The sequence below is a fragment of the Leifsonia sp. 21MFCrub1.1 genome, assembly GCF_900107895.1.
In the GTDB taxonomy this organism is placed as follows: domain Bacteria; phylum Actinomycetota; class Actinomycetes; order Actinomycetales; family Microbacteriaceae; genus Leifsonia; species Leifsonia soli.
This window is the reverse complement of sequence record NZ_LT629867.1, coordinates 604,822-627,192: the sequence shown is the minus strand read 5'-3', so window position 1 is coordinate 627,192 and position 22,371 is coordinate 604,822. Positions and strand designations below refer to the sequence as shown.

The 22,371-nt window shown below is 71.2% G+C and carries 17 protein-coding genes; 11 read left to right on the top strand and 6 right to left on the bottom strand.

Going from position 1 to position 22,371, the window contains the following annotated elements; genetic code table 11:
* The first annotated feature begins 54 nt into the window (after positions 1–54).
* Genes BLW09_RS02800 through BLW09_RS02785 form a run of 4 tightly spaced genes read left to right on the top strand, consistent with a single transcriptional unit; the run spans position 55 to position 2,938 of the window.
* The gene (locus BLW09_RS02800) at positions 55–1,308 is read left to right on the top strand and encodes a polymer-forming cytoskeletal protein (RefSeq protein ID WP_089908195.1); all 1,254 of its coding nucleotides are present in this window, start codon (positions 55–57) and stop codon (positions 1,306–1,308) included.
* The gene (locus BLW09_RS02795; RefSeq protein ID WP_089908193.1) at positions 1,305–1,982 is read left to right on the top strand and encodes a hypothetical protein; all 678 of its coding nucleotides are present in this window, start codon (positions 1,305–1,307) and stop codon (positions 1,980–1,982) included. Before BLW09_RS02800 ends, BLW09_RS02795 begins: the two co-directional genes overlap by 4 nt.
* 31 nt (positions 1,983–2,013) lie before the next feature.
* Complete coding sequence (locus BLW09_RS02790; protein ID WP_089916557.1) at positions 2,014–2,391, top strand: DUF805 domain-containing protein; 378 nt, start codon at positions 2,014–2,016, stop codon at positions 2,389–2,391.
* A 28-nt stretch (positions 2,392–2,419) separates the two neighbouring features.
* Positions 2,420–2,938: a DUF805 domain-containing protein gene (locus tag BLW09_RS02785; RefSeq protein WP_089908190.1), complete on the top strand. Its 519-nt coding sequence runs from the start codon at positions 2,420–2,422 to the stop codon at positions 2,936–2,938.
* Position 2,939: 1 nt separating this feature from the next.
* On the opposite strand, the gene BLW09_RS02780 is transcribed toward BLW09_RS02785, so the two are convergent.
* Complete coding sequence (locus BLW09_RS02780) at positions 2,940–3,140, bottom strand: hypothetical protein (protein WP_089908187.1); 201 nt, start codon at positions 3,138–3,140, stop codon at positions 2,940–2,942.
* Between the two features lie 206 nt (positions 3,141–3,346).
* On the opposite strand from BLW09_RS02780, the gene BLW09_RS02775 reads away from it, so the two are divergent.
* Positions 3,347–4,978, top strand: a complete 1,632-nt coding sequence (locus BLW09_RS02775) for an MFS transporter (protein WP_089908183.1) — start codon at positions 3,347–3,349, stop codon at positions 4,976–4,978.
* A gap of 33 nt (positions 4,979–5,011) precedes the next feature.
* Here the strand turns inward: BLW09_RS02775 and BLW09_RS02770 are convergent, their stop codons facing one another.
* The 4 genes from BLW09_RS02770 to BLW09_RS02755 form a co-directional block, all read right to left on the bottom strand.
* Entirely contained in the window at positions 5,012–6,883 is a 1,872-nt protein-coding gene (locus BLW09_RS02770; protein ID WP_089908180.1) for an alkyl/aryl-sulfatase, read from the bottom strand.
* A 59-nt stretch (positions 6,884–6,942) separates the two neighbouring features.
* Positions 6,943–9,258, bottom strand: coding sequence for an FUSC family protein (locus tag BLW09_RS02765; RefSeq protein WP_231947026.1), 2,316 nt, complete (start codon positions 9,256–9,258; stop codon positions 6,943–6,945).
* Between the two features lie 171 nt (positions 9,259–9,429).
* Entirely contained in the window at positions 9,430–9,819 is a 390-nt protein-coding gene (locus BLW09_RS02760) for an META domain-containing protein (protein WP_089908177.1), read from the bottom strand.
* A 54-nt stretch (positions 9,820–9,873) separates the two neighbouring features.
* A complete protein-coding gene (locus BLW09_RS02755) occupies positions 9,874–10,296 on the bottom strand; it encodes a hypothetical protein (protein ID WP_231947024.1) in 423 nt (140 codons plus the stop codon).
* A 166-nt stretch (positions 10,297–10,462) separates the two neighbouring features.
* Between BLW09_RS02755 and BLW09_RS19035 the strand changes: the two genes are divergently transcribed.
* The 3 genes from BLW09_RS19035 to BLW09_RS02745 all read left to right on the top strand — a co-directional run bounded on the left by BLW09_RS19035 (position 10,463) and on the right by BLW09_RS02745 (position 13,703).
* A complete protein-coding gene (locus BLW09_RS19035; protein ID WP_172824165.1) occupies positions 10,463–10,621 on the top strand; it encodes a hypothetical protein in 159 nt (52 codons plus the stop codon).
* A 169-nt stretch (positions 10,622–10,790) separates the two neighbouring features.
* Positions 10,791–11,828 carry an L-glyceraldehyde 3-phosphate reductase gene (gene mgrA / locus BLW09_RS02750; RefSeq protein ID WP_089908171.1) on the top strand — a complete coding sequence of 346 codons (1,038 nt, stop codon included), beginning with the start codon at positions 10,791–10,793 and terminating at the stop codon, positions 11,826–11,828.
* Positions 11,829–12,131: 303 nt separating this feature from the next.
* A complete protein-coding gene (locus tag BLW09_RS02745) occupies positions 12,132–13,703 on the top strand; it encodes a hypothetical protein (protein WP_089908169.1) in 1,572 nt (523 codons plus the stop codon).
* A 69-nt stretch (positions 13,704–13,772) separates the two neighbouring features.
* Here the strand turns inward: BLW09_RS02745 and BLW09_RS02740 are convergent, their stop codons facing one another.
* Positions 13,773–14,492: an SOS response-associated peptidase gene (locus BLW09_RS02740; protein WP_089908166.1), complete on the bottom strand. Its 720-nt coding sequence runs from the start codon at positions 14,490–14,492 to the stop codon at positions 13,773–13,775.
* A 407-nt stretch (positions 14,493–14,899) separates the two neighbouring features.
* On the opposite strand from BLW09_RS02740, the gene BLW09_RS02735 reads away from it, so the two are divergent.
* Genes BLW09_RS02735 through BLW09_RS02725 form a run of 3 tightly spaced genes read left to right on the top strand, consistent with a single transcriptional unit; the run spans position 14,900 to position 22,352 of the window.
* Entirely contained in the window at positions 14,900–16,417 is a 1,518-nt protein-coding gene (locus BLW09_RS02735; protein WP_089908163.1) for a sugar transferase, read from the top strand.
* Between the two features lie 59 nt (positions 16,418–16,476).
* A complete protein-coding gene (locus BLW09_RS02730; protein WP_089908160.1) occupies positions 16,477–21,198 on the top strand; it encodes a PKD domain-containing protein in 4,722 nt (1,573 codons plus the stop codon).
* Positions 21,195–22,352 (top strand): glycosyltransferase, encoded by a 1,158-nt coding sequence (locus tag BLW09_RS02725; RefSeq protein ID WP_089908157.1) that lies wholly within the window; start codon positions 21,195–21,197, stop codon positions 22,350–22,352. The genes BLW09_RS02730 and BLW09_RS02725 overlap by 4 nt, the downstream gene beginning before the upstream one ends.
* Positions 22,353–22,371: the final 19 nt, after the last annotated feature.

The following is a 22,371-nucleotide window of genomic DNA, read 5'->3' as shown; positions in this document are numbered from 1 at the left end:
ATCGACAGCACGGCGCGAGGGACACGACACATGACGGACAGGGGAGGTCCTGAGATGAACGCACGGTCGCACCGCCGCCGGCTCGCCGTGGTGACGGCGATCGCCGGGATCCTGATGCTCGGCATCGGGGGCGCAGCCGCCTATCCGGCCGCGACGGCCGCAGCGGGCGGGGACACCGGCCCGCACTTCTACACCGGCACGGCCATCGACGTCTCCGGTTCCGTCGACGGCGATGTGTACGCCGCAGGCCAGAGCGTGAACATCAGCGGCGACGTCACCGGGGATGTCATCGCCGCCGCCCAGACGATCACCGTCAGCGGAACCGTGGACGGCAACATCCGGCTGGCCGGGCAAGACGTCACCATCTCGGGCGACGTCATGCGCAGCGGCACCATCTTCGCCTCCAGCATCGTGGTCTCGGACGGCGGGTCGGTCCGCAACGACATCGTCGCGGCCGCCGCCACCATCACTGTCGCGGGAGATGTCGGACGGGACATGGAGGTCAGCGTCTCGAGGCTCACCATCGACGGATCGGTCGGCGGTGATGTGACCTACTCCAGCGACACCACCGCACAGATCGCGAGCGGAGCGGTCGCCGGAACGGTGCACCACATCCGGCCGCAGCGGGCGTCGACAGTCGAGATCTCGCCGTGGGCGGTGGCCTTCGGCTGGCTCCTCGGCCTGCTGTACGCCCTCGTCGCCCTCAGCCTCATCACCGTCGCCGCGGGACTGCTCATCCCGCGCTGGCTGGAGCGGGTGACCGATCAGCTCATCCCGTCGCCCTGGCGCGCCCTGCTGGTCGGCTTCATCGCGGCGATCGTCGTTCCCTTCGCCCTGCTCTTCCTGCTGGTGACGATCGTGGGGGCGCCCCTCGCCCTCGCGGGCATCCTGGTCTGGACGGTGCTGACGCTCGCGACGTTCCTGTTCAGCGCCCACTATCTCGGGCGGCTCGTCCTCCGAGGCCGGCACCACCCGGTCCTGACCTCGTTCGTCGGCGGGCTGATCCTGATCGTCGGGCTCCAGATCCCGTGGCTCAACATCCTGGTCTGGCTGGCGATGGTGTTCTTCGGCCTGGGGGCCCAGCTGCTCGAGTTCCGCCGGCAGCGACCGTGGAACACGACGAACCGGCCCGTGGCAGCAGCGCCGTCCCCGGCACCGTATCCGGCGGCGCCCGCGGCGGCGCCGGCCGCACCTGCAGCGGCGTCGGCCGCACCTGCAGCAGCGCCCCCGGCCGGGGCGCCGGTGGAGCCGCCCGTCGTCCCGACGACCGGCGAGCCCCCGCAGGGCGGCAGCACCCCGACGACATGAGCGGAACACCGAGGCGGGCGTTCATCGTCCGCTGGATCGCCGCGGTCACCGTCGGCGAGACGGCCGGGTTCGCCGTCGCGGCGACGGTCGCCGTCGGGGTGACCGTCGCGGGTACGGCCCTCCCCACCTGGGTCGCCTACGCGATCGTCGTCGCCGGAGGAGCGGCCGAGGGCGCGATCCTCGGGGTCGCCCAGCAGTGGGCGGCGGGCAGAGCGCAGGTCGGCCCGGCCTGGGTCGCGGCCACGAGCGGCGGGGCCGCCCTCGCCTGGGCCATCGGGATGCTGCCGAGCACCCTCGGCGTCGACCTCCGCACTCCCGTGGGGATCGGCGCGGCGGTCGTCGGCGGCGCGGTGCTCCTCGCATCCATCCCGACGGCCCAGTGGATGGCGCTCCGCCGGCGCGGCACGGTGCGGTGGATCCCGATCACGATGGGCGCGTGGGCGGTGGCGATCCTGTGGACCGCCGCACCATCGCCGATCATCGACGAGCACACGCCCGTGCCGCTCATCGTGGTGGCGTACCTGGTCGCCGGGCTGCTGATGGCCGTGACGATCGCGGGGCTGACCGCGCCGACGGCCGCGTCGCTGTTCGTGGCGGACCCGGCATCGCGGGAGGACTTTGGGCCCGCCCGGGCGACGCGCGGAACCCTACGCTCGCATCCAGAGAGAACATGAGCACAAGAGGGCATGAGAAGGGATGGGCACCATGTCGTTCTTCGAGGCGATCGCGACCGCGTTCAAGAAGTATGCGACGTTCACCGGCACGGCGGGACGACCCGAGTTCTGGTGGTTCGCGCTGTTCGTCTACCTCGGCGCCGCCGCGCTCAACGCACTGAATCTCATCACGCCGCAGGGCACCATCTACCTCGGCAGCAGCCTCTCCGCCGTCTTCGGCCTGGCCGTGCTCCTGCCGTACCTGGCGGTGACCGTCCGCCGGCTGCGCGACACCGGGCGCTCGTGGGCCAACCTGTTCTGGCTGCTGCTCCCCATCGCCGGGCTGATCGTGCTGATCGTGCTCCTGGCTCAGCCGGGGACCTCGGCGCAGGCGCAGGGGCGACTGCCCGACAACACCGTCCGCGCCTGAGCGGCGCCGGAGCACGCGGGAGTCCGAGATGACCGGATCCGGGCCGTGGACACCACCGGCCGTCCCCCTCTGGGCGCCTTACTACAGCGCGCCGTTCACGGAGGCCGTCGCGCGCTATTGGAAGAAGTACGCGCGGTTCGACGGCCGGGCGAGCCGGAGCGAGTACTGGTGGTGGGCGCTGGCCGACGCGATCGTCGTCGTCGTCCTCGTCGCGACCGTTCTGCTCGGCAGCCTGGTCGGATCGACCATCGACGAGGACGGCAGCTTCACCCCGGGACCGGGGATCGCGATCGGCATCCTCCTGCTCGTCGGCTGGCGGTTCGCGACGCTGATCCCGGGCCTCGCCCTCGGAGCCCGCCGGCTCCACGACGCCGACCTCAGCGGACTGCTCCTGCTTCTGCTCCTCATCCCGAGCCTCGGCGGCATCGCCGTCATCGTGATGACGCTTCTTCCGCCGAACCCGCGCGGCGCCCGCTTCGACCGCCCGGACGGCGGAGCACCGCCGTCGCCGTGGCTCGCCGCCGAGGCCGGCCGCCCGAGCGCGTGACTCACGCGCCGAGCAGGACCAGGACGTGATAGACGACGTAGACCGGCCAGACGATCGCCTGGAGCAGCCCCAGCACGACGCCCCAGAAGGAGCCGTCCGACACGGAGATGAAGTAGATGGCCGCGCCGATGTAGGCCAGCAGGAAGAAGAACCCCCAGGGTCCGTCCCGCACGATGGTCCTCGCGTTCGTCCCGTCACCCATGGCGCTCTCCTGTCTCGCTGTTCGTCTCGTCGTCTCACTGTTCGTCTCTTGGCGACATCCTCGCGGCGGGCGGCGGCCCCGGTGAAGGGACTTTCGCCCCTCGGCCGTCACCCGGTCCGCTCGACCGCGGCGGAACCGTGGGGTGTCGCAGCGACGGGCGGGCGGGCTAGCATGCGGCCACCGGGAGCGGCGCGGGAGGTGCGGCGATGGCGGAACGCTGGGGTGCGGTGACGGTGCTGGGGGCGGCGCAGTTCGTCATGGTGCTCGACAGCACGGTCATGAACGTGTCGATCTCGACCGTCGTCGCCGACCTCCACACGACCATCGCGGCCATGCAGTCGGCGATCACGTTCTACACGCTGACGATGGCCGCGTTCATGCTGCTCGGCGCGAAGCTCGGGGACGTCTGGGGTCGCAAACGCGCACTCGTCATCGGGTCGATCGTCTACGCCATCGGGTCGCTGACGACCGCGCTCAGCCCGAACATCGTCGTGCTCTTCCTCGGCTGGTCCGTCGTCGAAGGGCTCGGCGCCGTGCTGGTCATCCCGGCCATCGCCGCGCTGATCGCCGACAACTACCAGGGCCACGCGCGCGTGACCGCATTCGCCGTCATCGGGGCGTCGTCGGGAGCGGCCGTCGCCGCGGGCCCGCTCATCGGCGGGTTCCTCACCACGTATGCGAGCTGGCGCTACGTCTTCGCCGGCGAGGTCCTCATCATGGCGGTCGTGCTGCTGTTCAGCTTCCTGGTCGGCGACCACGGCACGCGCTCGCGCACCCGGATCGACGCGCTCTCGGTCCTGCTCTCCGCCGCCGGCCTCGTGCTCATCGTGTACGCGCTGCTGCAGACCAAGAGCTGGGGATGGATCCTCGCCGGGGCGGGGGCGCCCTTCACACTGCTCGGGCTGTCGCCCGTCCCCTACCTCGTGGCGGCCGGCTGCGTCCTGCTCTGGCTCTTCTTCGTCCGGCAGCGACGGCTCGTGGCGCAGGGCCGGCCACCGCTGCTCGACGTGTCGCTCCTGCGCATCTCCCAGCTGCGCGCGGGCGTCGGGAGCCTGGCGATCCAGTACACGGTGACGGCCGGGCTGTTCTTCATCGTCCCGATCTATCTGCAGCTGACCCTGGGACTGGATGCGCTCGAGACCGGCATCCGCGTGTTCCCGCTCTCCATCTCACTCGTGCTCTTCTCGGTCCTCGGCACCATGCTGTCGAAGCGGTTCTCGCCCCGCCTGATCGCGCGCATCGGCCAGCTGACCCTGGTGGTGGCCAGCCTCGTCCTGCTGGGCTCGGTGGACGTCCAGCTGAACAACTGGCTGTTCGCCACCGGGATGTTCGTGGCCGGGGCGGCGCTCGGCCTCCTGGCCTCGCAGCTCGGCAACGTCACGATGTCGGCGGTCGGGCCGACGCAGCTGAGCGAGGCGGGCGGCGTCCAGGGCGTCTTCCAGAACCTCGGCTCGTCGCTCGGAACGGCGCTGATCGGCTCGGTGATGATCGCGTCGCTCTCGAGCGTCTTCGCCGGAGCCGTGGCGGAGAGCACGCTGCCCGCCGAGGTGAAGAGCGCTGTGCAGGTGCGCACCGAGCACGGCATCACCCCGGTGGCCGTCGCCGATGTCCCGAAGATCGCGACCGACGCGGGCGTGAGCGGCGACGACGCGACCACGCTCGCGGGGCTGTACGAGACGTCGCAGCTGCGGTCGCTCGAACTGTCGTTCGGGGCGCTCGCCCTGGTGTCGTGCGGCGCGCTGTTCTTCTCGCGCAACCTGCCGAGGGACGTGGTGGGCGGCTCCGCCGAGCCCGTGCCGTCTCGGCCGCAGCGGCGGCGGTCGGCCCGCCGGGCCTGAGCGAGCCGACGCGCCCGACGCGCCCGACGACGTCTACGGCAGCACGATGGAGAAGTCCGGATCGCCGCGCTGCAGCACGGCCGTCAGCTGCTGCAGCACACCGGCGTCACCCTCCAGCACCAGGCTCGGCGGCGCCGGATCGCCGCCGAGCAGCGCGAGGAAGTCCGGCTTGGTGATCGTCACGCGGAGCGGTGCGTCGCCCGCGCTCCGCCGTTCGACATGGATGAGCACGCCGTTCGTCAGGGTCAGGTGGAAGGTGCGGCCCAGGTCGCTGAACACGACATCCAGCGCCAGGTCCAGATCCCACGCGCGCGGGCCGTCGACGGTGATGGCGATCGAGTCGAAGATCTGCTCCGGCGTCAGCTCGGCGAGCACGGCCGGAGCGTTGGCGGCGGTCGGGGTGCCGAAGTTCCCGTCGCGGAGCTCGGTGGCGCCCGAGAGGAAGAAGTTGCGCCAGGTGGCGTTCTCCGAACCGTAGGCGAGCTGCTCCAGGGTGTCGGCGTAGAGGGCCTTCGCCGGCGCGCTGCCCGGATCCGCGAACACCGCGTGGTCGAGCAGGGTGGCCGCCCAGCGGAAGTCCCCGTCGTCGTACGCCGTCTGCGCCAGCGCGACCACCCGGTCCACGCCGCCGAGCGCCGCGACGTACCGCGCGGCGAGGGCTTCCGGGGGATGCGGCCAGAGCCGTGCGGGATTCCCGTCGAACCAGCCGAGGTAGCGCTGGGCGATCGCCTTGACGTTGTGCGAGACCGAGCCGTAGTAGCCGCGCGTGCTCCACTCGCGCTCCAGCGCGGGCGGCAGGGTCAGATCCTCCGCGATCTCCGCGCCGGTGAATCCCCGGTTCAGCAGTCGAAGGGTCTGGTCGTGGAGGTAGCCGTACAGATCGCGCTGGACGCGGAGGAAGGCGACCAGCTCGTCCCGCCCCCACGTCGGCCAGTGGTGCGAGGTGAACAGGATGTCGGCGCGGTCGCCGTACCGTTCGATCGCCTCGGTGAGGTACTGCGACCAGACGTGCGGGTCGCGCACGAGAGCACCGCGCAGCGTCAGCAGGTTGTGGAGGTTGTGGGTCGCGTTCTCCGCCATGCACAGCGCGTTGTAGCGCGGGACGAAGAAGTGCATCTCCGCCGGCGCCTCGGTGTTCGGCGCCAGCTGGAACTCGAACTCCACCCCGTCGAAGGTGAGCGTCTCGCCGGTCGCTGCCACGTCGACCGTGGGGACGAGCAGGGTCGTCTCGCCGGTCGAGAGCGTCAGACCGAGCCCGGCGCCGACCTGGCCGGACGGGCCGCGGTCGAGCGCGGCTCCGTACATGTAGCCGGCCCTCCGCGCCATCGCCGTTCCCGCGAACACGTTCTCCGAGATGGCGTGCTCCATGAACCCGGCCGGAGCGACGATCTCGACCCGGCCCTCGTTCACGTCCTCCGCAGCGACGATGCCGAGCACCCCGCCGAAGTGGTCGAGGTGGCTGTGGGTGAAGATCACGGCGACGATCGGCCGGTCGCCGCGGTGCCGGCGGTACAGCCCCAGAGCGGCGGCTCCGGTCTCCTTCGTGAGCAGCGGGTCGACGACGATGACGCCGGAGTCTCCCTCGATGAACGACATCACCGACAGGTCGAGACCCCGCACCTGGTACAGGCCCTCCGTCACCTCGAACAGCCCGTTCTTCAGGACGAGCCGGCCCTGCCGCCACAGGCTGGGATGCACCGTGAGAGGCGCATCCCCGTCGAGGAAGCCGAACGTGGAGGTGTCCCAGACCACCCGGCCGGACTCGTCGCGGATGGCCGGGTCATCCAGGGTGCCGAGGAAGCCGCGATCGGCTGCCGCGAAATCCGCATCGTCGGAGAACGGCAGCGTCGCGCTCGCGGCGCGGTGGGCCTCCCGGATGCTCGGTGCCGGTTCGTTCTGCTGCATGGTGCTCCCCTCGTGGCGATGATGACGTGCAGATCATCCAGCGCGGCGGGAGTGCGCGGCTAGCCCCCGCGTCCGGCCTCCGCGGGCAGCTGGGCGGGCGTTGCGCCCGGCGGGACGATCGCCCGCTCGAGGCGGCGGACGACCTCGAGGTAGTCGGCGGTCCAGATGATGCGGACGGCCGTCGCGGCTCCGGTCGGCGAGTGGTCGAGCTCGCCCAGCACGGCGGAGGCGAGCGACCGGTCGGAGGCGGGATCCCACGGTGCCGGCGCCGGCAGGTCGTCGCGGGCGGTCAGTGCGGAGGCGAGGGCGCTGTACCAGTCCTCCAGGCGGTCCACCTGCCCGTCGAGGGTCGGGTGCGCTGCGGCGGCGCCGGGAACGGGATCGAGCGTGCGCGGGATGCGGTCCGCATCCGGCTGTGCACTGGCGTCAGCCTGGGCACTCGGGTCGGCCGCCTGGCCGCGCCACAGCTCCAGGATCGCGTCGGCCGCGAGACGGATACCCGCGACACCCGAGACCGTCGCCGTCACCTCCGCGAGCGGGCGCGACTTCGCTCCCCGCTCCGTCAGATAGGTGCGGAAGGCGTCGTCCAGCCGACGGGACGCCGCCGCCGCGCGCAGCGACGCCTGCCGGGGCTCGGCACTCCGCGAGGTCGCGGGGTCGCAGCGCGCCAGCCCGAACTCGACCGCGGCCCGCAGGTAGGCGATGCCGGTCAGGTAGGCGTCTCCGACGGCCGAGCGCAGCGATGCCGAGGCGCCGCGCGGCCAGAACAGGGCGCCGACGACGAGGCTGACGGCACAGCCGAGGGCGACATCCTCGATCCGGATGAGGCCGACGGTCCACCCGGTCGGCGCCATAGCGTTGAACAGCAGGACGAGGACGACGGTGAACGCCGCCTGTCCTGCCGCGAAGGAGATGGTGGCCGGCGCGATGCCCGCGATCAGGATCGCGACGGGGAGCACCAGCCAGAGCGCCACCGGGTTGCCGCCGATGACGAACAGGGCCGCCGCTCCGACGATCACGCCGACGACCGTGCCGAGCACGCCGCGCAGGGCGGTCTGCCCGGTGTTCAGCGCGCTGGAGCGGAGAACGGACAGGGTGCCGAGCACCACCCAGAACGAGTGCTGCACGCCGGTCGCCTTGGCGAGCAGGACGGCGAGGCCGAGACCGATCGCACCGCGGATGCTGTTCCGCAGCCACACCGAGTTCCAGCCGACGAACCCGGTCGCCCGTTCGGTCGCCGCCGCGAGCGGGCCGCTCAGATCGCCGGGCTGGCGGCCCAGCATCCGCTGCCACCAGGTTCGGCGCTCCGCCCGAGCCGTCAGGACGATGTTGCCCGCCACGGTCTCGACGGCGTAGGCGAGCTCCTGGGCGCGGAACCCCGGGTCCAGGGCCGCCACGAACCGCTCGGCCTGCGCGTCGGAGACCGCTCCCCCCGGCACAGGCGAGACGGCAAGCGTCGCCTGCTCGACGGCGACGCGTTCGGCGGCGAGGCGATCGAGCGCCGCCTCCAGGGCTGCGGGATCGGCGGCGTGCTGGGCGAGGACGATGGCGCCCTCCTCGAGCACATCCGCGGCCGCCGTTCCGAGCCGCGATGCCGCCGCCCGTGCCGGGCCGATCGCCTCCCCGTCGAGCGCTGCGGTGCGATGGCGGACCATCTGGCCGATCACCGCATTCAGCCAGTTCAACTCGTCGACTAGGCGGACGACCGTGCGCGCCGGCGCGCTCAGCCCGGTCGGACGGTAGGGCGTTGCGAGGAAGACCTGCTGCAGCGCGCCGACCGCGGCGTCCCCTGCCGCCGCCGTGCGCTCGCGCAGAGCGGCGATGTCCGCGGCGTCCCCCATCGCCGGGAGCTCGGCGCGGATGCGGGCGGCGAGGGCGCGGGACGCCTCGACCGCCGGACGCCGGAGCGGCTCGCGGGCCGGCGCCGGCCAGAGCAGGGTGATCGCGACGAGGGCGACGACCGCGGCGATGCCCCAGCCGAGCAGCCGCGGGCCGATGTCGGCCACCGTGCCGGGCACGGAGACGGGGAGGACGAAGGCGAGGAGCAGGGAGGTTCCGGCCGAGGCGATGACCGAGCTCACCGATCCCGCGAACAGCACCACCAGCGCGACGACCGCCATGGCGACCGCGGACAACCACACCGGCGACGATGCGAGTGTGCCGAGGCTGACCAGGATCGCGCCGGTCACGGCGAGCGCGGCGTGCGCCTGGACGCGTTCGCGCAACGGGCCGCCGAAGTCGACGAAGAGCAGCATGGCGAAGGCGCCGAACGCACCGAACAGGGCGACCTCGGGGTTGCCGATCACGCGGCTCCCGAGCAGGAACAGCAGCGGCACGACGATGGCCGCCCGCGCCGCTCGACGCAGCGCGCTCAACCCCGGATCGTGTCGTCGGAGCCAGGACGTCACCCGCACGCGGCCTCCTCCCTCGGCCACACCCTACCCGCGCCGCCCCCCGTCGAGTCCGCGAATTTTGCACGCCCGCGCGGCGCGTCGCGTGCAAAGTTCGCGGACTCGACGGTGGGGGGATGGGGGGATGGGCGCGGGTCAGGTGCGGTCGAGGACGCCGATCTGGGTGCCGGCCTGGTCGTAGACGTTCAGGGTGTCGCCGTCGGAGCGCGCGCTCGCGGCCTTCGACAGCCACGGATCGATGTCGGGGCAGGCCTTCTGCGTCGCAGCGAGGGGGCCGAAGGTGATCGACCCCTTCGACTCGCTCCACGTGCCCGTCAGCGTGTTGCAGCCGTCGTCGCCGCTGAGCTGGCCGCCGTCCTTCAGCTCGAGCCGGGTGCCGGACGGATGGTCGGACGTCCAGGTGCCGGTGTAGTCGGACGGGCTCGACGGGGCGCACCCGGCGAGCACGGCGGCGGTCAGCAGGAGCGCCGAGACGCCCGCGATGGCGCGTCCGGCGGCGGGTCGAGGGCGATGCACTGCGTTCACGGCCGCAGTATGGGCGCGGTCGGCGTCACCCGGCTAGGCAGTACCGCCGAGGCGTCAGGAGGCGAGGGCGACCTGGCGGAACCGGATGACCGACGAGTCGGCTCCGCGGTCCGCCCGGTCGTACGCGGCGCGGATCGGGTTCACCGTGCGCCCGTTCGGGAGCACCACGGCGAGCCCGGCGTCCTCGCGGACTCCCCGGCGCGGCGCGGCGGTACTCCACCGGCCGCCGTCGGTGCGGACCAGGATCTCGCCGATCAGGCAGCCCAGGCTCTGCAGCGTGAACTCGTCGCCCACGAACCCGTCGTCGGTGCGGAGATCGGTGAACAGCCGCTCGACGTAGACGAGGTCTTCCGGGACGTACGTGACGGTGTGGCCGTAGATGTCACGGATGCCGCCCGCCATCGCCCCAGCGAGCAACGAGCCGACGGCGGGGTCGGGCCGCCGCCGGCGCGTCGCTTCACGAGGGAACCGGAACATGCCGCCAACGGTAGACCTCCGCTCCACGGCGTTGCGCGCCCCAATACGAGTGGCCCGTGTTCGTGGGGCGCGGTCTGATGCTCCGACTCATGCCACAGGCCGGCTCCCGGCACAAGGCCCACGGCTCGTCATTGACGGGACGGCCGGACGGGAGTCAGATGTGGGCATGATAGCTCTCATCATCATCCTGCTCGTGGTCTGGGCGATCCTCGCCATCCTCGGGTTCGCCATCAAGGGCCTCATCTGGCTGGCGATCCTCGGACTCGTCCTCTTCGTGATCACCGCCATCATCGGATGGATCCGGCGAGGTGCGAGCCGAACCTGATCCCGGCCCCCGACCGCGAAGCGGCGGCCGTGTCCCTCCGGGCACGGCCGCCGCTTCCGTCTCACCCGAGGGCGCCCGGGGGCGCAGGGCCGATCGAGCAGCGCCACCGATGGATCCGATCCGTTCGGGATGTTGGACAGCACCGGCCCGCGTCGGCGAACCTGGACGCATGGCCTACGTTGCGAACCCCTCCCGCTATGACGACATGATCTACCGCCGCACCGGACGCAGCGGGCTCGACCTGCCCGCCCTCTCGCTCGGACTCTGGCACAACTTCGGAGACGACCGCCCCTTCGAGACCCAGCGCGCCATCGTCCGCCGCGCCTTCGACCTCGGCATCACGCACTTCGACCTGGCGAACAACTACGGACCGCCCTACGGCGCGGCCGAGATCAACTTCGGACGCATCCTCGCCGAAGACCTCCGGCCGTACCGCGACGAGATCGTCGTGTCGAGCAAGGCCGGCTGGGACATGTGGCCCGGCCCGTACGGCCAGGGCGGCGGCAGCCGGAAGTACGTCCTGGCGAGCCTCGACCAGTCGCTGCAGCGCCTCGGCCTCGACTACGTCGACATCTTCTACTCGCACCGGCCCGACCCTTCCACCCCTCTGGAGGAGACCATGCAGGCGCTCGACACGGCCGTCCGCTCGGGCAAGGCGCTCTATGTCGGCATCTCGTCCTACGGACCGGACGAGACCCGCCGCGCTGCCGAGATCCTGCGCGACCTCGGGACGCCGCTGCTCATCCACCAGCCGTCGTACTCGATGTTGAACCGCTGGATCGAGACCGAGGGCCTGCTCGACACGGTCGAAGACCTCGGCGTCGGCGTCATCGGATTCACCGCACTGGCGCAGGGGATGCTGACCGGCAAATACCTCGACGGCGTCCCGGAGGGGTCGCGCGCGAGCGCAGGGACCTCGTTCGACGCCGACTGGCTCACCGACGAGGCGGTCGCGCGCTTGCGGGCGCTCAACACCATCGCGGAGCGACGCGGACAGACCCTCGCGCAGCTCGCGCTGGCCTGGGCGCTGCGCGACGAGCGCGTGACGTCGCTGGTCATCGGCGCCAGCCGCGTCGAGCAGCTGGAGCAGAACGTCGCGGCCCTCGACAACCTCGAGTTCACGCCGGAGGAGCTCGCGGAGATCGACGAGCACGCCACCGACGCCGGCGTCGATCTGTGGGCGGGCGCGCGCCGCGGCGAGGTCTGAGCGGCGACGCGATTACCACCGCTTCGCGCGGTCGTCATCCCCTGCCCGTCGGCGTCAGGGCGGCCTAGCCTCGGCTGCGAGCACGCTGGATGTGACGACGGCGCCCCCGTGGCGCCCGAGTGTTCCCGGCGTGTGTGGGGCGGACCCCGGGCGCCCGGCGTGAGCTGCTGGAACGCCCGGGGTCCGGTGACCCCGCTCGGCCGGGCGGTGCCGCTTTGAGTTTCCGAAGTGCTCGCCCGGGGTTCGCCCAGTGTTGTCTGATTGGCTGGGCGTGTACTCACCCGGCGATCAGAAGCTGTGTCCATGACTGTCCTCGTCGAACCGGATCTCCGTGCCGGCCGGCCGCTGCGCGCGGTGCGGCCGTGGACGATCGCGGTCGCCGCCGGGCTCGTCGCGACCATCCTCTGCGCCGCGTTCAGCTGGGTGCCGTCCCTCTGGGGCGACGAGGCGGCGACCCTGCTCTCGGCGAAGCGGCCGCTCGGCAGCCTGTTCGGGATGCTCCTGCACGTCGACGCGGTGCACGGCGTCTACTACCTCTTCATGCACGGCTGGATCCGGCTGGCGGGCGAGAGCGCCTTCGCGCTCCGGCTGCCGAGCGCGCTCGCGGTCGGCGCCGCGGTCGCGGCGGTCACGCTGCTCGCCGGCCGGCGCGGCGGAGCGCGGGCCGCGGTGGTCGCCGGCGTCGTCGCCTGCGTTCTCCCCCGGCTGACGTACGCCGGGGAGGAAGCGCGCTCGTATGCCTTCACGGCGGCCGCCGCCGCGTGGCTCACGCTCCTGCTGGTGTGGCTGATCGACGGGGGCGGCCGCCGGCTCGCGCCGGGGGCGCGGCGCCTCGCCTGGCTGCTGTACGGGGTCGGAACGGCGCTCGCGGCCTACCTCTTCCTGTACTCGCTGACGCTGCTCGTCGCGCACGCCGCCATCCTGCTGTTCTCCCGGGCGCCCCGGGCGACGCTGCGCCGCTGGGCCGTCTCCGCCGGCGCTGCGGTGCTCTCCGTCGCGCCGCTTGCGGTCCTCGCCTACCTCGAGCGCGGTCAGATCGCCTACCTCAGCAGCGCCCCGGAGGAGGCATCCACCTGGTACTTCTTCCTCTGGTTCGGGATGCCGTGGGTGGCCGTCCTCGCGTGGCCGCTGATCGGCGTGGCCCTGTGGCCCGCCTGGCGCACCTGGCGGCTCCGCGCATCCGGCGCTGCTCCGCCGATGCCGCCGGGCCCCCGTGCGGTCTCGACCCGGCTCGTCGGCGCCGCCTGGCTGTTCCTGCCGACCGGCGCGATGCTGCTGGTGAACCTGGTGCAGCCGATGTACACCGGCCGCTACTCGACCTTCGCCGCGCCCGCGGCGGCACTGCTGGTGGCCGAGGGCATCCTGGTGCTCGGCCGGACGCTCGGGAGCGACGTGCGGCGAACGGTCGCCGTGACGGCCGCTGCCACGATCGCGTTCGCCGCCGCGTGTGCGCCGGTGTACGCGCTGCAGCGCGGTCCGTACGCCAAGAACGACAGCGACTGGGCGGAGGTCAGCGCGGCGATGGCCGCCAACGCCGGGCGCGGCGACGCCGTGGTGTTCGACGAGTCGGCCAAGCCGTCACAGCGCCCCCGGCTGGCGATGCGCACCTATCCGGACGGCTTCCGCGGGCTGAAGGATGTGACCATCCATGTGCCGTACAGCCGCAACACCTGGTGGGCGGACCGCGCTTACTCGGTCGACCAGGCGGCGCAACGCGGCCGGTTCGACGGCGTCGAGCGGGTGTGGCTGATCGAGCTGGACGTCGATGGCGCGGAGGACACCTGGGGCCTGGGCGAGCTCCAGTCGCTCGGCTTCGCCGAGACCGGGCGCCGGATCGAGACGCACCGGAGCGCGATCATCGAGCTGACCCGCTGAGTCGCTTCGCGGCTCGACCGGGGGCAGCTTGCGCCGGAGGGCCAGTTCGCGCCGGACGGTCGATCTCCCTCAGGCCGCGTCCACCGGCCGGATGAGCTGGGGGCCGTCGTCGGAGGTCTTGAAGGGAGCAACCTGGTCGAAGCGCAGGGTCTCGGCCTCGGCGACGCCCGCGCGGACCGCCTCGTCGACGAGGGCCTGGTCTCCGACGATCGACGGGTCGATCCAGTGCTGCCACATCTCCTCGGGCAGGATGACGGGGTTGCGGTCGTGGATGTCGGCGAGCGTCTGCACGGCGTCCGACGTCAGGATGGTCGCCGTCAGCACCCAGCGGTCGGGGTCGTCGTCGGCTTTGCTGTGGTCGCGCCACCACGAGTACAGCCCGGCGAACCCCATCAGCCGGCCCTCGGGGTAGCGGATGAAGAACGGCGTCTTACTGCCCTTCGGTCCCTGCCACTCGTAGTAGCCCCGCGCCAGGACGATCGCGCGATGCGATTGCACCGGCTTCTTCCAGGTCGACTTCTCGGCGATCTCCTCCGCCCGGGCGTTGAAGGTCGGGAACTTCAGCTTGAGCGTGTCCGACCATGAGGGCACCAGCGACCAGTGCGCGCGCTCGAACCGCAGCTCCCGGGTCTTCGGGGAATCGATGAGCACCGGGATGTCGTCGGTCGGCGCAATGTTGTAGTCCGCCTCCCAGTTCGCCGTCCACTCCTCGGGCCGGCGCCCCGTCGCCTCGACGAACTCGGTGATCTCGGCGTTGACTCTGTCGTCCATCGCGAACCTGCCGCACATGCCGCCAGCTTAGGCGCGACGACCGACAGACGCCCCCCGGGAGGATGTTCGCGGACCGAAGTTGAGGAATTTTCACCCCCAAAAGCGGGTGACGCGAAGCTGAGAAAACGATGTATTCTCACTTTTGTGGATAGGTGAGGAACAGTCACTTAACGGTAGCCGAACTCCGATCGTCCACACCACCCGAAGATGCACCAACCCGACCCGCAGGTGACAAACGTGTACCCGATTTCGCCACGCCGAGCGCTTCCCGCACTCAACCCCATCCGAACGGGGAGCGCTCGGCGCGCGCGATTCCACGACCGTCACCCCCTGAGCGGAGTCGGCGGCGGTGAAGCCGTTCGAGACCACGGTTTCCCCCCAGCCGCCGTCGGCTCCCCGGTGGGCCGCCTCGTGGGGGCGCAGGCATGACTGTCATCCGCCCGCGCCTCCACGCCCCGGTCGCCCCGACCGCGCTGCATGGACTGAGCACCGAGCGCAACTGGGCCCGCCTCTACCGGTACCGCCTGCTCGCGACCGACACGGCCATCATCCTCGCCGCGACGATCGGCGCGGTCTTCGTGCGCTTCGGCTTCGACGACGCGGCGGCCCCGGCGGCGGTGTTCCACATCGACTACCTGTACCTGTCGCTGATCATCGCGACGACCTGGCTGTTCACGCTGTCCGTCTACCACACGCGGGATGCGCGCGTCGTCGGCCTCGGCGTCTCGGAGTACCGCCGCGTCGTTTCGGCGACCGCGACGACCTTCGGCCTGCTGGCCATCCTCTTCCTCGTCGCTAAGGTCGACATCGCGCGCGGCTACTTCATCGTCGCGCTGCCCGCCGGGCTCGCCGGCGTCCTCTTCTCGCGCTGGCTGTGGCGCCACTGGCTCATCCGGCAGCGCATCTTCGACCACTACCTCTCGCGCGCCCTGGTCGTCGGGCGCTTCGACGACGTCGACTACGTCGTCCGTCAGATCCACCAGAAGTCGGGAGCGGCCTACAACGTCGTGGGTGCCGCTCTCGACACAGGAAAGCGCAAGGGGGCGAAGAAGGACGCAGAGATGCGGCGCCGGATCGCCGGCCCCGAGCGCGAGGTACCGATCGTCTCCGACCTGTCGGGGGTCGCAGACGCTGCGGCGCGGCTGGGCGCGGACACGGTGATCGTGGCCGGCCGCGCCCTCAGCAGCGGGGACTTCGTCCGCAAGCTGGCGTGGAAGCTGGAGGGCACGGCGACCGAGCTGGTGCTCGCCTCGCCGCTCACCGATGTCGCGGGTCCGCGCATCCACTTCCGCCCCGTCGAGGGGCTCCCGCTCATCCACGTGGAGATCCCGCAGTTCGAGGGCGGCAAGCACGTGCTCAAGCGCGCCTTCGACTTCTTCGTCTCCGGGATCGCGCTGCTGCTGCTCTCCCCCCTCTTCCTGGCGATCGCCGTGCTGGTGAAGCTCGACGACAACGGTCCGGTCGTGTTCGCGCAGGAGCGCGTCGGCCGCAACGGCGAGCGCTTCACGATGTACAAGTTCCGGTCCATGGTCGTCGACGCGGAGGCGCGCCTCGCCGCCCTGCAGGAGAAGAACGACGGCAACGGCGTGCTGTTCAAGCTGAAGCACGACCCCCGGGTGACCCGCGTCGGCCACTACCTGCGCAAGTTCTCGCTCGACGAGCTCCCGCAGCTGGTCAACGTCTTCCTCGGCGACATGAGCCTGGTGGGCCCGCGCCCGCCGCTGCCCTCCGAAGTCGAGGGCTACGAGAACCACGTCCACCGCCGCCTCTACATCAAGCCGGGACTCACCGGGATGTGGCAGGTGAACGGTCGATCCGATCTCTCCTGGGAGGAGAGCGTCCGTCTGGACCTCTACTACGTGGAGAACTGGTCGCTGACCGGCGACCTCGTCATCATGTGGCGCACCGTGAAGGTGCTGACACATCCCGTTGGGGCGTACTGATGCGCCCCGACGCCCAACCTCCTCGCTCCCTCCCCCGACCGAAAGACACCGAGGTTGTCATGAGCACAACACACCGCCCACGCTCTCGCTCACTGGGCATCCTGACCGCCGTCCTCACGGCGATCGGCCTCGTCTTCGGCGGCCTCGCCATCGCGCAGCCCGCCGCAGCGGACACGGCACCGCCCGACCCGACGAATCCGGCGACGCCGGTCACGGTCAGCGATGACGTGCTCCCGGCGCCGCAGATCAACGGCGTCGCCTGGGCGCAGACGGTCGTGGGCAACACGGTCTACGTCGCGGGCAAGTTCACCTCCGCCCGTCCGGCAGGGTCGCCGGCCGGGACGAACGAAGTGGCGCGCAACAACATCCTCGCCTACGACATCACCACCGGCGCGCTGCTCCCGTTCGCGCCGAACCTGAACGCGCAGGCGCTGGGCATCACCGCATCGCCCGACGGCAGCCGCATCTACGTGGTGGGCGACTTCACCTCGATCGACGGCAAGGGCTACTACCGCCTTGCCGCGTTCTCGACGGCGACGAACACGGTCATCAGCTCGTTCCGCCCGATCATGGAGTCGCAGACGCGCGCCGTCGCGGCATCCAACACGGTCGTCTACACCGGCGGCGACGCCTCCACCATCAACGGCGTCGCCCGCGCGTACGTCGGAGCGGTCAGCGCCACCGACGGCTCGACCCTCAACTGGCAGGCCAACGCCGACGCCCCGGTGGATGCGCTGACGCTGACGAAGGACGGCTCCAAGCTCATCGTCGGCGGCCGCTTCCAGAACATCGGCGGCGTCGCCAACTACGGCCTCGCGGCGGTGGACGCCAGCACGGCCGCCATCCTCCCCTTCGCTGCGAACCAGACGGTCCGCAACGCGGGCACCCAGGCGAGCATCACGGCCCTCTACGCCACCAGCGACCGGATCTACGGCTCGGGCTACGTGTTCGGCGCCGGAGGCAACCTGGAGGGCAGCTTCTCGGCCGATCCGAACACCGGGTCGATCAACTGGGTCGAGGACTGCCACGGCGACACGTACTCCATCTACCCGCAGGGCGACAACGGCCCGCTGTACGTCGCCGGGCACCCGCACTACTGCGGCAACATCGGCGGCTTCCCGCAGACCAGCCCGCAGTGGACGTTCTACAACTCGATCGCGTTCAGCAAGGCCGCGACCGGCACGATCACGGCCGACCCGTACGGCTACTACAACTGGGCAGGCACGCCGTCCCCGTCGCTGCTCGACTGGTTCCCGAAGTGGACCGTCGGCACCTTCACCGGGCAGAGCCAGGCCACCTGGAGCGTCTCGGGCAACAGCAAGTACGTCGTCTACGGCGGCGAGTTCCCGACCGTGAACGGCATCGCGCAGCAGGGCCTCGCCCGCTTCGCCGTCCCGTCGTCCGCACCGAACAAGGTCGGCCCGCAGGGCATCCCGCTCACGCCGACGGCCGCCTCGTTCAACGCCGGTCAGGTGCGCGTCAGCTTCGCCGCCACCTACGACATGGACAACGGCTACCTGACGTACAAGGTCTACCGCGACGCGGGGACGACGCCTGTCTACCAGACGACCGTCCGCTCGAACTTCTACACGCGACCGCTGATCGGCTTCACGGACACCGGCCTCACCCCCGGCAGCCATCCGATCTACCACGTCAAGGTCTACGACCCGTTCGGCAACACGACATCGCGTGACACGAACGCTGTGACCGTCACGGCCACCAGCTCCGGCGGACCCTACGCCGACGCGGTGACCCAGGCCGGGGCGTCCGCCTACTGGCCGATGGACGAGGCGAGCGGCACGACCGCCCTCGACCACATCGGGTACACCGACCTCACGGAGACCGGCGTGACCCAGGGAGCGGCCGGACCGATCTCGGGCGTCACCGCGGCGACCTTCAACGGCAGCACCGGTTTGGCCGTGACGCCGACCGCGATCGCCGGACCGAACACGTTCACCGTCTCCGCCTGGTTCCGCACCACCAGCACCAGCGGCGGCAAGATCATCGGCTTCGGCAACGCGAACACCGGCACATCCGGGAGCTACGACCGGCACGTCTACATGGACAACTCCGGCCGCATCATCTACGGCGTGTACACCGGAGCGACGCAGACGCTGAGCACGGGCACCGGCTACAACGACGGTCAGTGGCACCAGGTCACCGCGTCGCTCGGCGCGAACGGCATGCGCCTGTACCTCGACGGCCGTCCCGCCGGCGCTCGCACCGACGTCACCGCCGGCCAGGCCTACACGGGCTACTGGCGGATCGGCGGAGACAACGTCGGCGGCTGGCCGAACCAGCCGGCGAGCAACTTCTTCGGCGGTGACATCGGACAGGTGTCGCTCTACCCGACCGTGCTCGACAAGACCACCGTCACCAACCAGTACATCGCCTCCGGCCGGCCATCGCCGCTGACGCCCGCCCCCGCGGACGCCTACGGCCAGGCCGTCTACAACGCATCGCCGGACATCTACTGGCGGCTCGAGGAGACCAGCGGCAGCACCGCCGCCGGCTCCGACCCGTACGGCACCACCGGCGCATACTCCGGGACCGCGACGACGAAGAACCAGACCGGCGTGCTGCCCGGCACCACCGACAAGGCGGTGAAGTTCAACACGAACAACTCCGGCTCGACCGGCGGTCTCGTGACCAGCAAGACGCAGATCAGCAACCCCACCACCTACACCGAGGAGATCTGGTTCAAGACCAGCACCACCAAGGGCGGGAAGCTGATCGGGTTCGGCGACGCCAAGACCGGACTGTCGAGCAACTACGACCGCCACGTCTACATGCAGGACGACGGACGGATCGTGTTCGGCACCTGGACCGGCCAGGCGAACACCATCACATCGCCCACTCCGCTGAACAACAACCAGTGGCACCAGGCGGTCGCCTCGCAGGGCGCCGACGGCATGAAGCTGTACGTCGACGGCCAGCTCGTCGGCACCAACCCGCAGACGAGCGCGCAGGCCTACAACGGCTACTGGCGCATCGGCGGGGACAACACCTGGGGTTCCACCGGCCCGTACTTCAACGGGACGCTGGACGAGGCCGCGGTCTACGGCTCGGTCCTCTCTGCTCAGGATGTGGCAAACCACTACAGCCTGGCCACGACGGGCACCCTGCCGAACCAGACTCCGGTCGCGTCGTTCACTCAGAGCACCTCGGTGCTGACGGTGAACGTGGACGCGTCGGCGTCGTCCGACCCGGACGGCACCATCGCCTCCTACGCCTGGGACTTCGGAGACGGATCGACCGGCACGGGAGCGACCGCGTCGCACACCTACAACGGCACCGGCGTCTACGCCGTGACGCTCACGGTGACCGACAACCAGGGCGCGACCAACGCGACGACGCAGAACGTGGGCGTCACCGCACCGCCGCCGAACCAGCCCCCGGTGGCCGCATTCACCTCGAACGCGACCTTCCTGAACGCTTCGTTCGACGCATCCGGATCGTCCGACCCGGACGGCACCATCGCCTCCTACGCCTGGGACTTCGGAGACGGAGCGACGGGGACCGGCGCGACCGCGACCCACAGCTACGCCGCCGCGGGCACCTTCACGGTGAAGCTGACGGTGACGGACGACAAGGGAACGCCGACGAGCGTCCTGCACGACATCACCGTGCAGGCTCCGCCGCCGAACCAGCCGCCCGCGGCCGCGTTCACCTCGTCGGTGACCAACCTGTCGGCAGCGTTCGACGGCTCGGGCTCGACCGACGCGGACGGCACCATCGCCTCCTACGCCTGGGACTTCGGAGACGGAGCGACCGGCACCGGCGCGACCACGACCCACGCCTACGCGGCGGCCGGCACGTTCACCGTGACGCTGACCGTGACGGACGACAAGGGCGCGACCAACCAGGTCCAGCACCAGGTCACCACGACCGTCCCGCCGAACCAGCTGCCGACCGCCTCCTTCACGGCGACGGCCAGCAACCTGCAGGTCGCGGTCAACGGCAGCGCATCGGCCGACCCGGACGGCACCATCGCCTCGTACGCCTGGGCGTACGGTGACGGCGCCACCGGGAGCGGAGCCACCGACAGCCACACCTACGCGGCCGCCGGAACCTACACGATCACGCTCACGGTGACGGACAACCGCGGAGGGACCGCCACGGCCACCAAGACCGTGACGGCCACCGCGCCGGCACCCAACGCGATCGCTCAGGACGGCTTCGAGCGGACGACGGCCAACGGCTGGGGCACCGCCGACATCGGCGGCGCGTGGACCCTCTCGGGCGGCGCGACCAGCTTCAACACCACCAACGGCCTCGGCCAGCAGGTGGCCGCGGCCGGGTCCACCAAGACGGCTCTGCTCAACTCGGTCACCTCGACCAGGTCGGATGTCACGGTCACCATCTCCGCCGACAAGGCGGCGACCGGCGGCGGCATCTACTACTCGGCGATCGGCCGCATGGTCGGATCGGCGGACTACGAGGGCCGCGTCTGGGTGAAGTCGGGAGGCGCCGTGCAGCTCCAGCTGCTGCAGGGCTCCACCACCCTCCAGGCCGCCAACATCACCGGGCTGACCGCTCTCGCGGGCGACCAGCTCAAGGTGCGGGTCCAGGTGTTCGGCACATCGCCGACCACCATCCGCGCCAAGGTGTGGTCCGCGACCGGCACGGAACCCGCGAACTGGATGCTCAGCACCACGGACACGACCGCCGCCCTCCAGGTGGCCGGCACGACCGGGCTGCGCACCTACATCTCGGGCACCGCGACCGACATCCCCGTCACCACCCGGTTCGACAACTTCGCGGTGGTTCCGGTCCCGTGAGCGGAGCGGGCAGAGCTCGCCGCACCATCCTCGTGGCGCACCCCGGTTCGGAGCTGTACGGCTCCGACCGGGTGCTCCTCGAGTCCGTGAGCGGGCTGGTCGACGACGGCTGGGACGTCATCGTGGCGATCCCCGGCGACGGCCCCCTCGTCGCCGAGCTGCGACGGCGGGGCGCGCGGGTGGAGCTGTGCGCCTCGCCCGTCCTCCGCAAGAGCGTCCTCCGGCCCCGCGGCTTCCTCCGGTTCGCCGCCACCACGGCCCGCGGCATCCGGGCCGGCTCGGCTCTGCTGCGCCGTGAGCGGCCGGCGGCCGTCTACGTGAACACGGTGACCATCCCGCTGTGGATCGGGCTCGCCCGGCTGGCCCGCGTGCCGGTCGTCGCACACGTCCACGAGGGCGAGGCCACCGCGTCCCGTCTGGTGAAGCGCGTGCTCTCGGCTCCCCTGCTGCTGGCGGAGAGCGTCATCGCGAACAGCCGCTTCAGCGTCGGCGTGCTCGAGAGCGCCTTCCCGGCCCTCGGCCGCCGCACCCACATCGTCTACAACGCCGTTCCGGGCCCGGAGACCCGCAGCCCGGCGCGTCCGCAGCTCGACGGCGACCTCCGGGTGACCTACATCGGGCGGCTCTCGCCGCGCAAGGGCGTCGACGTCGCCATCGACGCGATCGCCGAACTCGACGCCCGCGGGATCCCCGCCAGGCTCGATCTCGTCGGCGCCGTCTTCCCCGGTTACGAGTGGTACGAACGCGACCTGCGCGACAAGGTGGAGGCGAAGCGCCTCCAGTCGCGCGTCTCCTTCCGGGGCTTCCAGCCCTCCGTCTGGGACTTCCTGAGCACCGGCGACGTCGTCCTGGTGCCGTCGGTCGCCGACGAGCCGTTCGGCAACACAGCGGTCGAGGGCATCCTCAGCGGCCGGCCGGTGATCGCCAGCGCCACCAGCGGGCTGCTGGAGGCCACGGACGGCTACCGCACCACGGTCACCGTCGAGCCGGGCGACGCGACCTCGCTGGCCGACGCGCTCGAGCGCACCATCGCGGAGTGGGACGCTGCGGCGCCGCTCCTCGACGACGACGCCGAGACCGCGCGGCGCAAGCACAGCCCGGAGTCGTACCGCCGGCGCATCGCGGAACTCGTCCGGGCCGTCGCACGGCGCTGACGATTCAGCCGCCGCGCCG

Bases quoted from the DNA above. Each gene is read 5' to 3' on its own strand.
- BLW09_RS02780 (WP_089908187.1), bottom strand. From the start codon at position 3,140: ATGGGTGACGGGACGAACGCGAGGACCATCGTGCGGGACGGACCCTGG.
- BLW09_RS02775 (WP_089908183.1), top strand. From the start codon at position 3,347: ATGGCGGAACGCTGGGGTGCGGTGACGGTGCTGGGGGCGGCGCAGTTC.
- mgrA (WP_089908171.1), top strand. From the start codon at position 10,791: ATGGCCTACGTTGCGAACCCCTCCCGCTATGACGACATGATCTACCGC.
- BLW09_RS02745 (WP_089908169.1), top strand. From the start codon at position 12,132: ATGACTGTCCTCGTCGAACCGGATCTCCGTGCCGGCCGGCCGCTGCGC.
- BLW09_RS02790 (WP_089916557.1), top strand. From the start codon at position 2,014: ATGTCGTTCTTCGAGGCGATCGCGACCGCGTTCAAGAAGTATGCGACG.
- BLW09_RS02740 (WP_089908166.1), bottom strand. From the start codon at position 14,492: ATGTGCGGCAGGTTCGCGATGGACGACAGAGTCAACGCCGAGATCACC.
- BLW09_RS02800 (WP_089908195.1), top strand. From the start codon at position 55: ATGAACGCACGGTCGCACCGCCGCCGGCTCGCCGTGGTGACGGCGATC.
- BLW09_RS02770 (WP_089908180.1), bottom strand. From the start codon at position 6,883: ATGCAGCAGAACGAACCGGCACCGAGCATCCGGGAGGCCCACCGCGCC.
- BLW09_RS02755 (WP_231947024.1), bottom strand. From the start codon at position 10,296: ATGTTCCGGTTCCCTCGTGAAGCGACGCGCCGGCGGCGGCCCGACCCC.
- BLW09_RS02735 (WP_089908163.1), top strand. From the start codon at position 14,900: ATGACTGTCATCCGCCCGCGCCTCCACGCCCCGGTCGCCCCGACCGCG.
- BLW09_RS02795 (WP_089908193.1), top strand. From the start codon at position 1,305: ATGAGCGGAACACCGAGGCGGGCGTTCATCGTCCGCTGGATCGCCGCG.
- BLW09_RS02730 (WP_089908160.1), top strand. From the start codon at position 16,477: ATGAGCACAACACACCGCCCACGCTCTCGCTCACTGGGCATCCTGACC.
- BLW09_RS19035 (WP_172824165.1), top strand. From the start codon at position 10,463: ATGATAGCTCTCATCATCATCCTGCTCGTGGTCTGGGCGATCCTCGCC.
- BLW09_RS02785 (WP_089908190.1), top strand. From the start codon at position 2,420: ATGACCGGATCCGGGCCGTGGACACCACCGGCCGTCCCCCTCTGGGCG.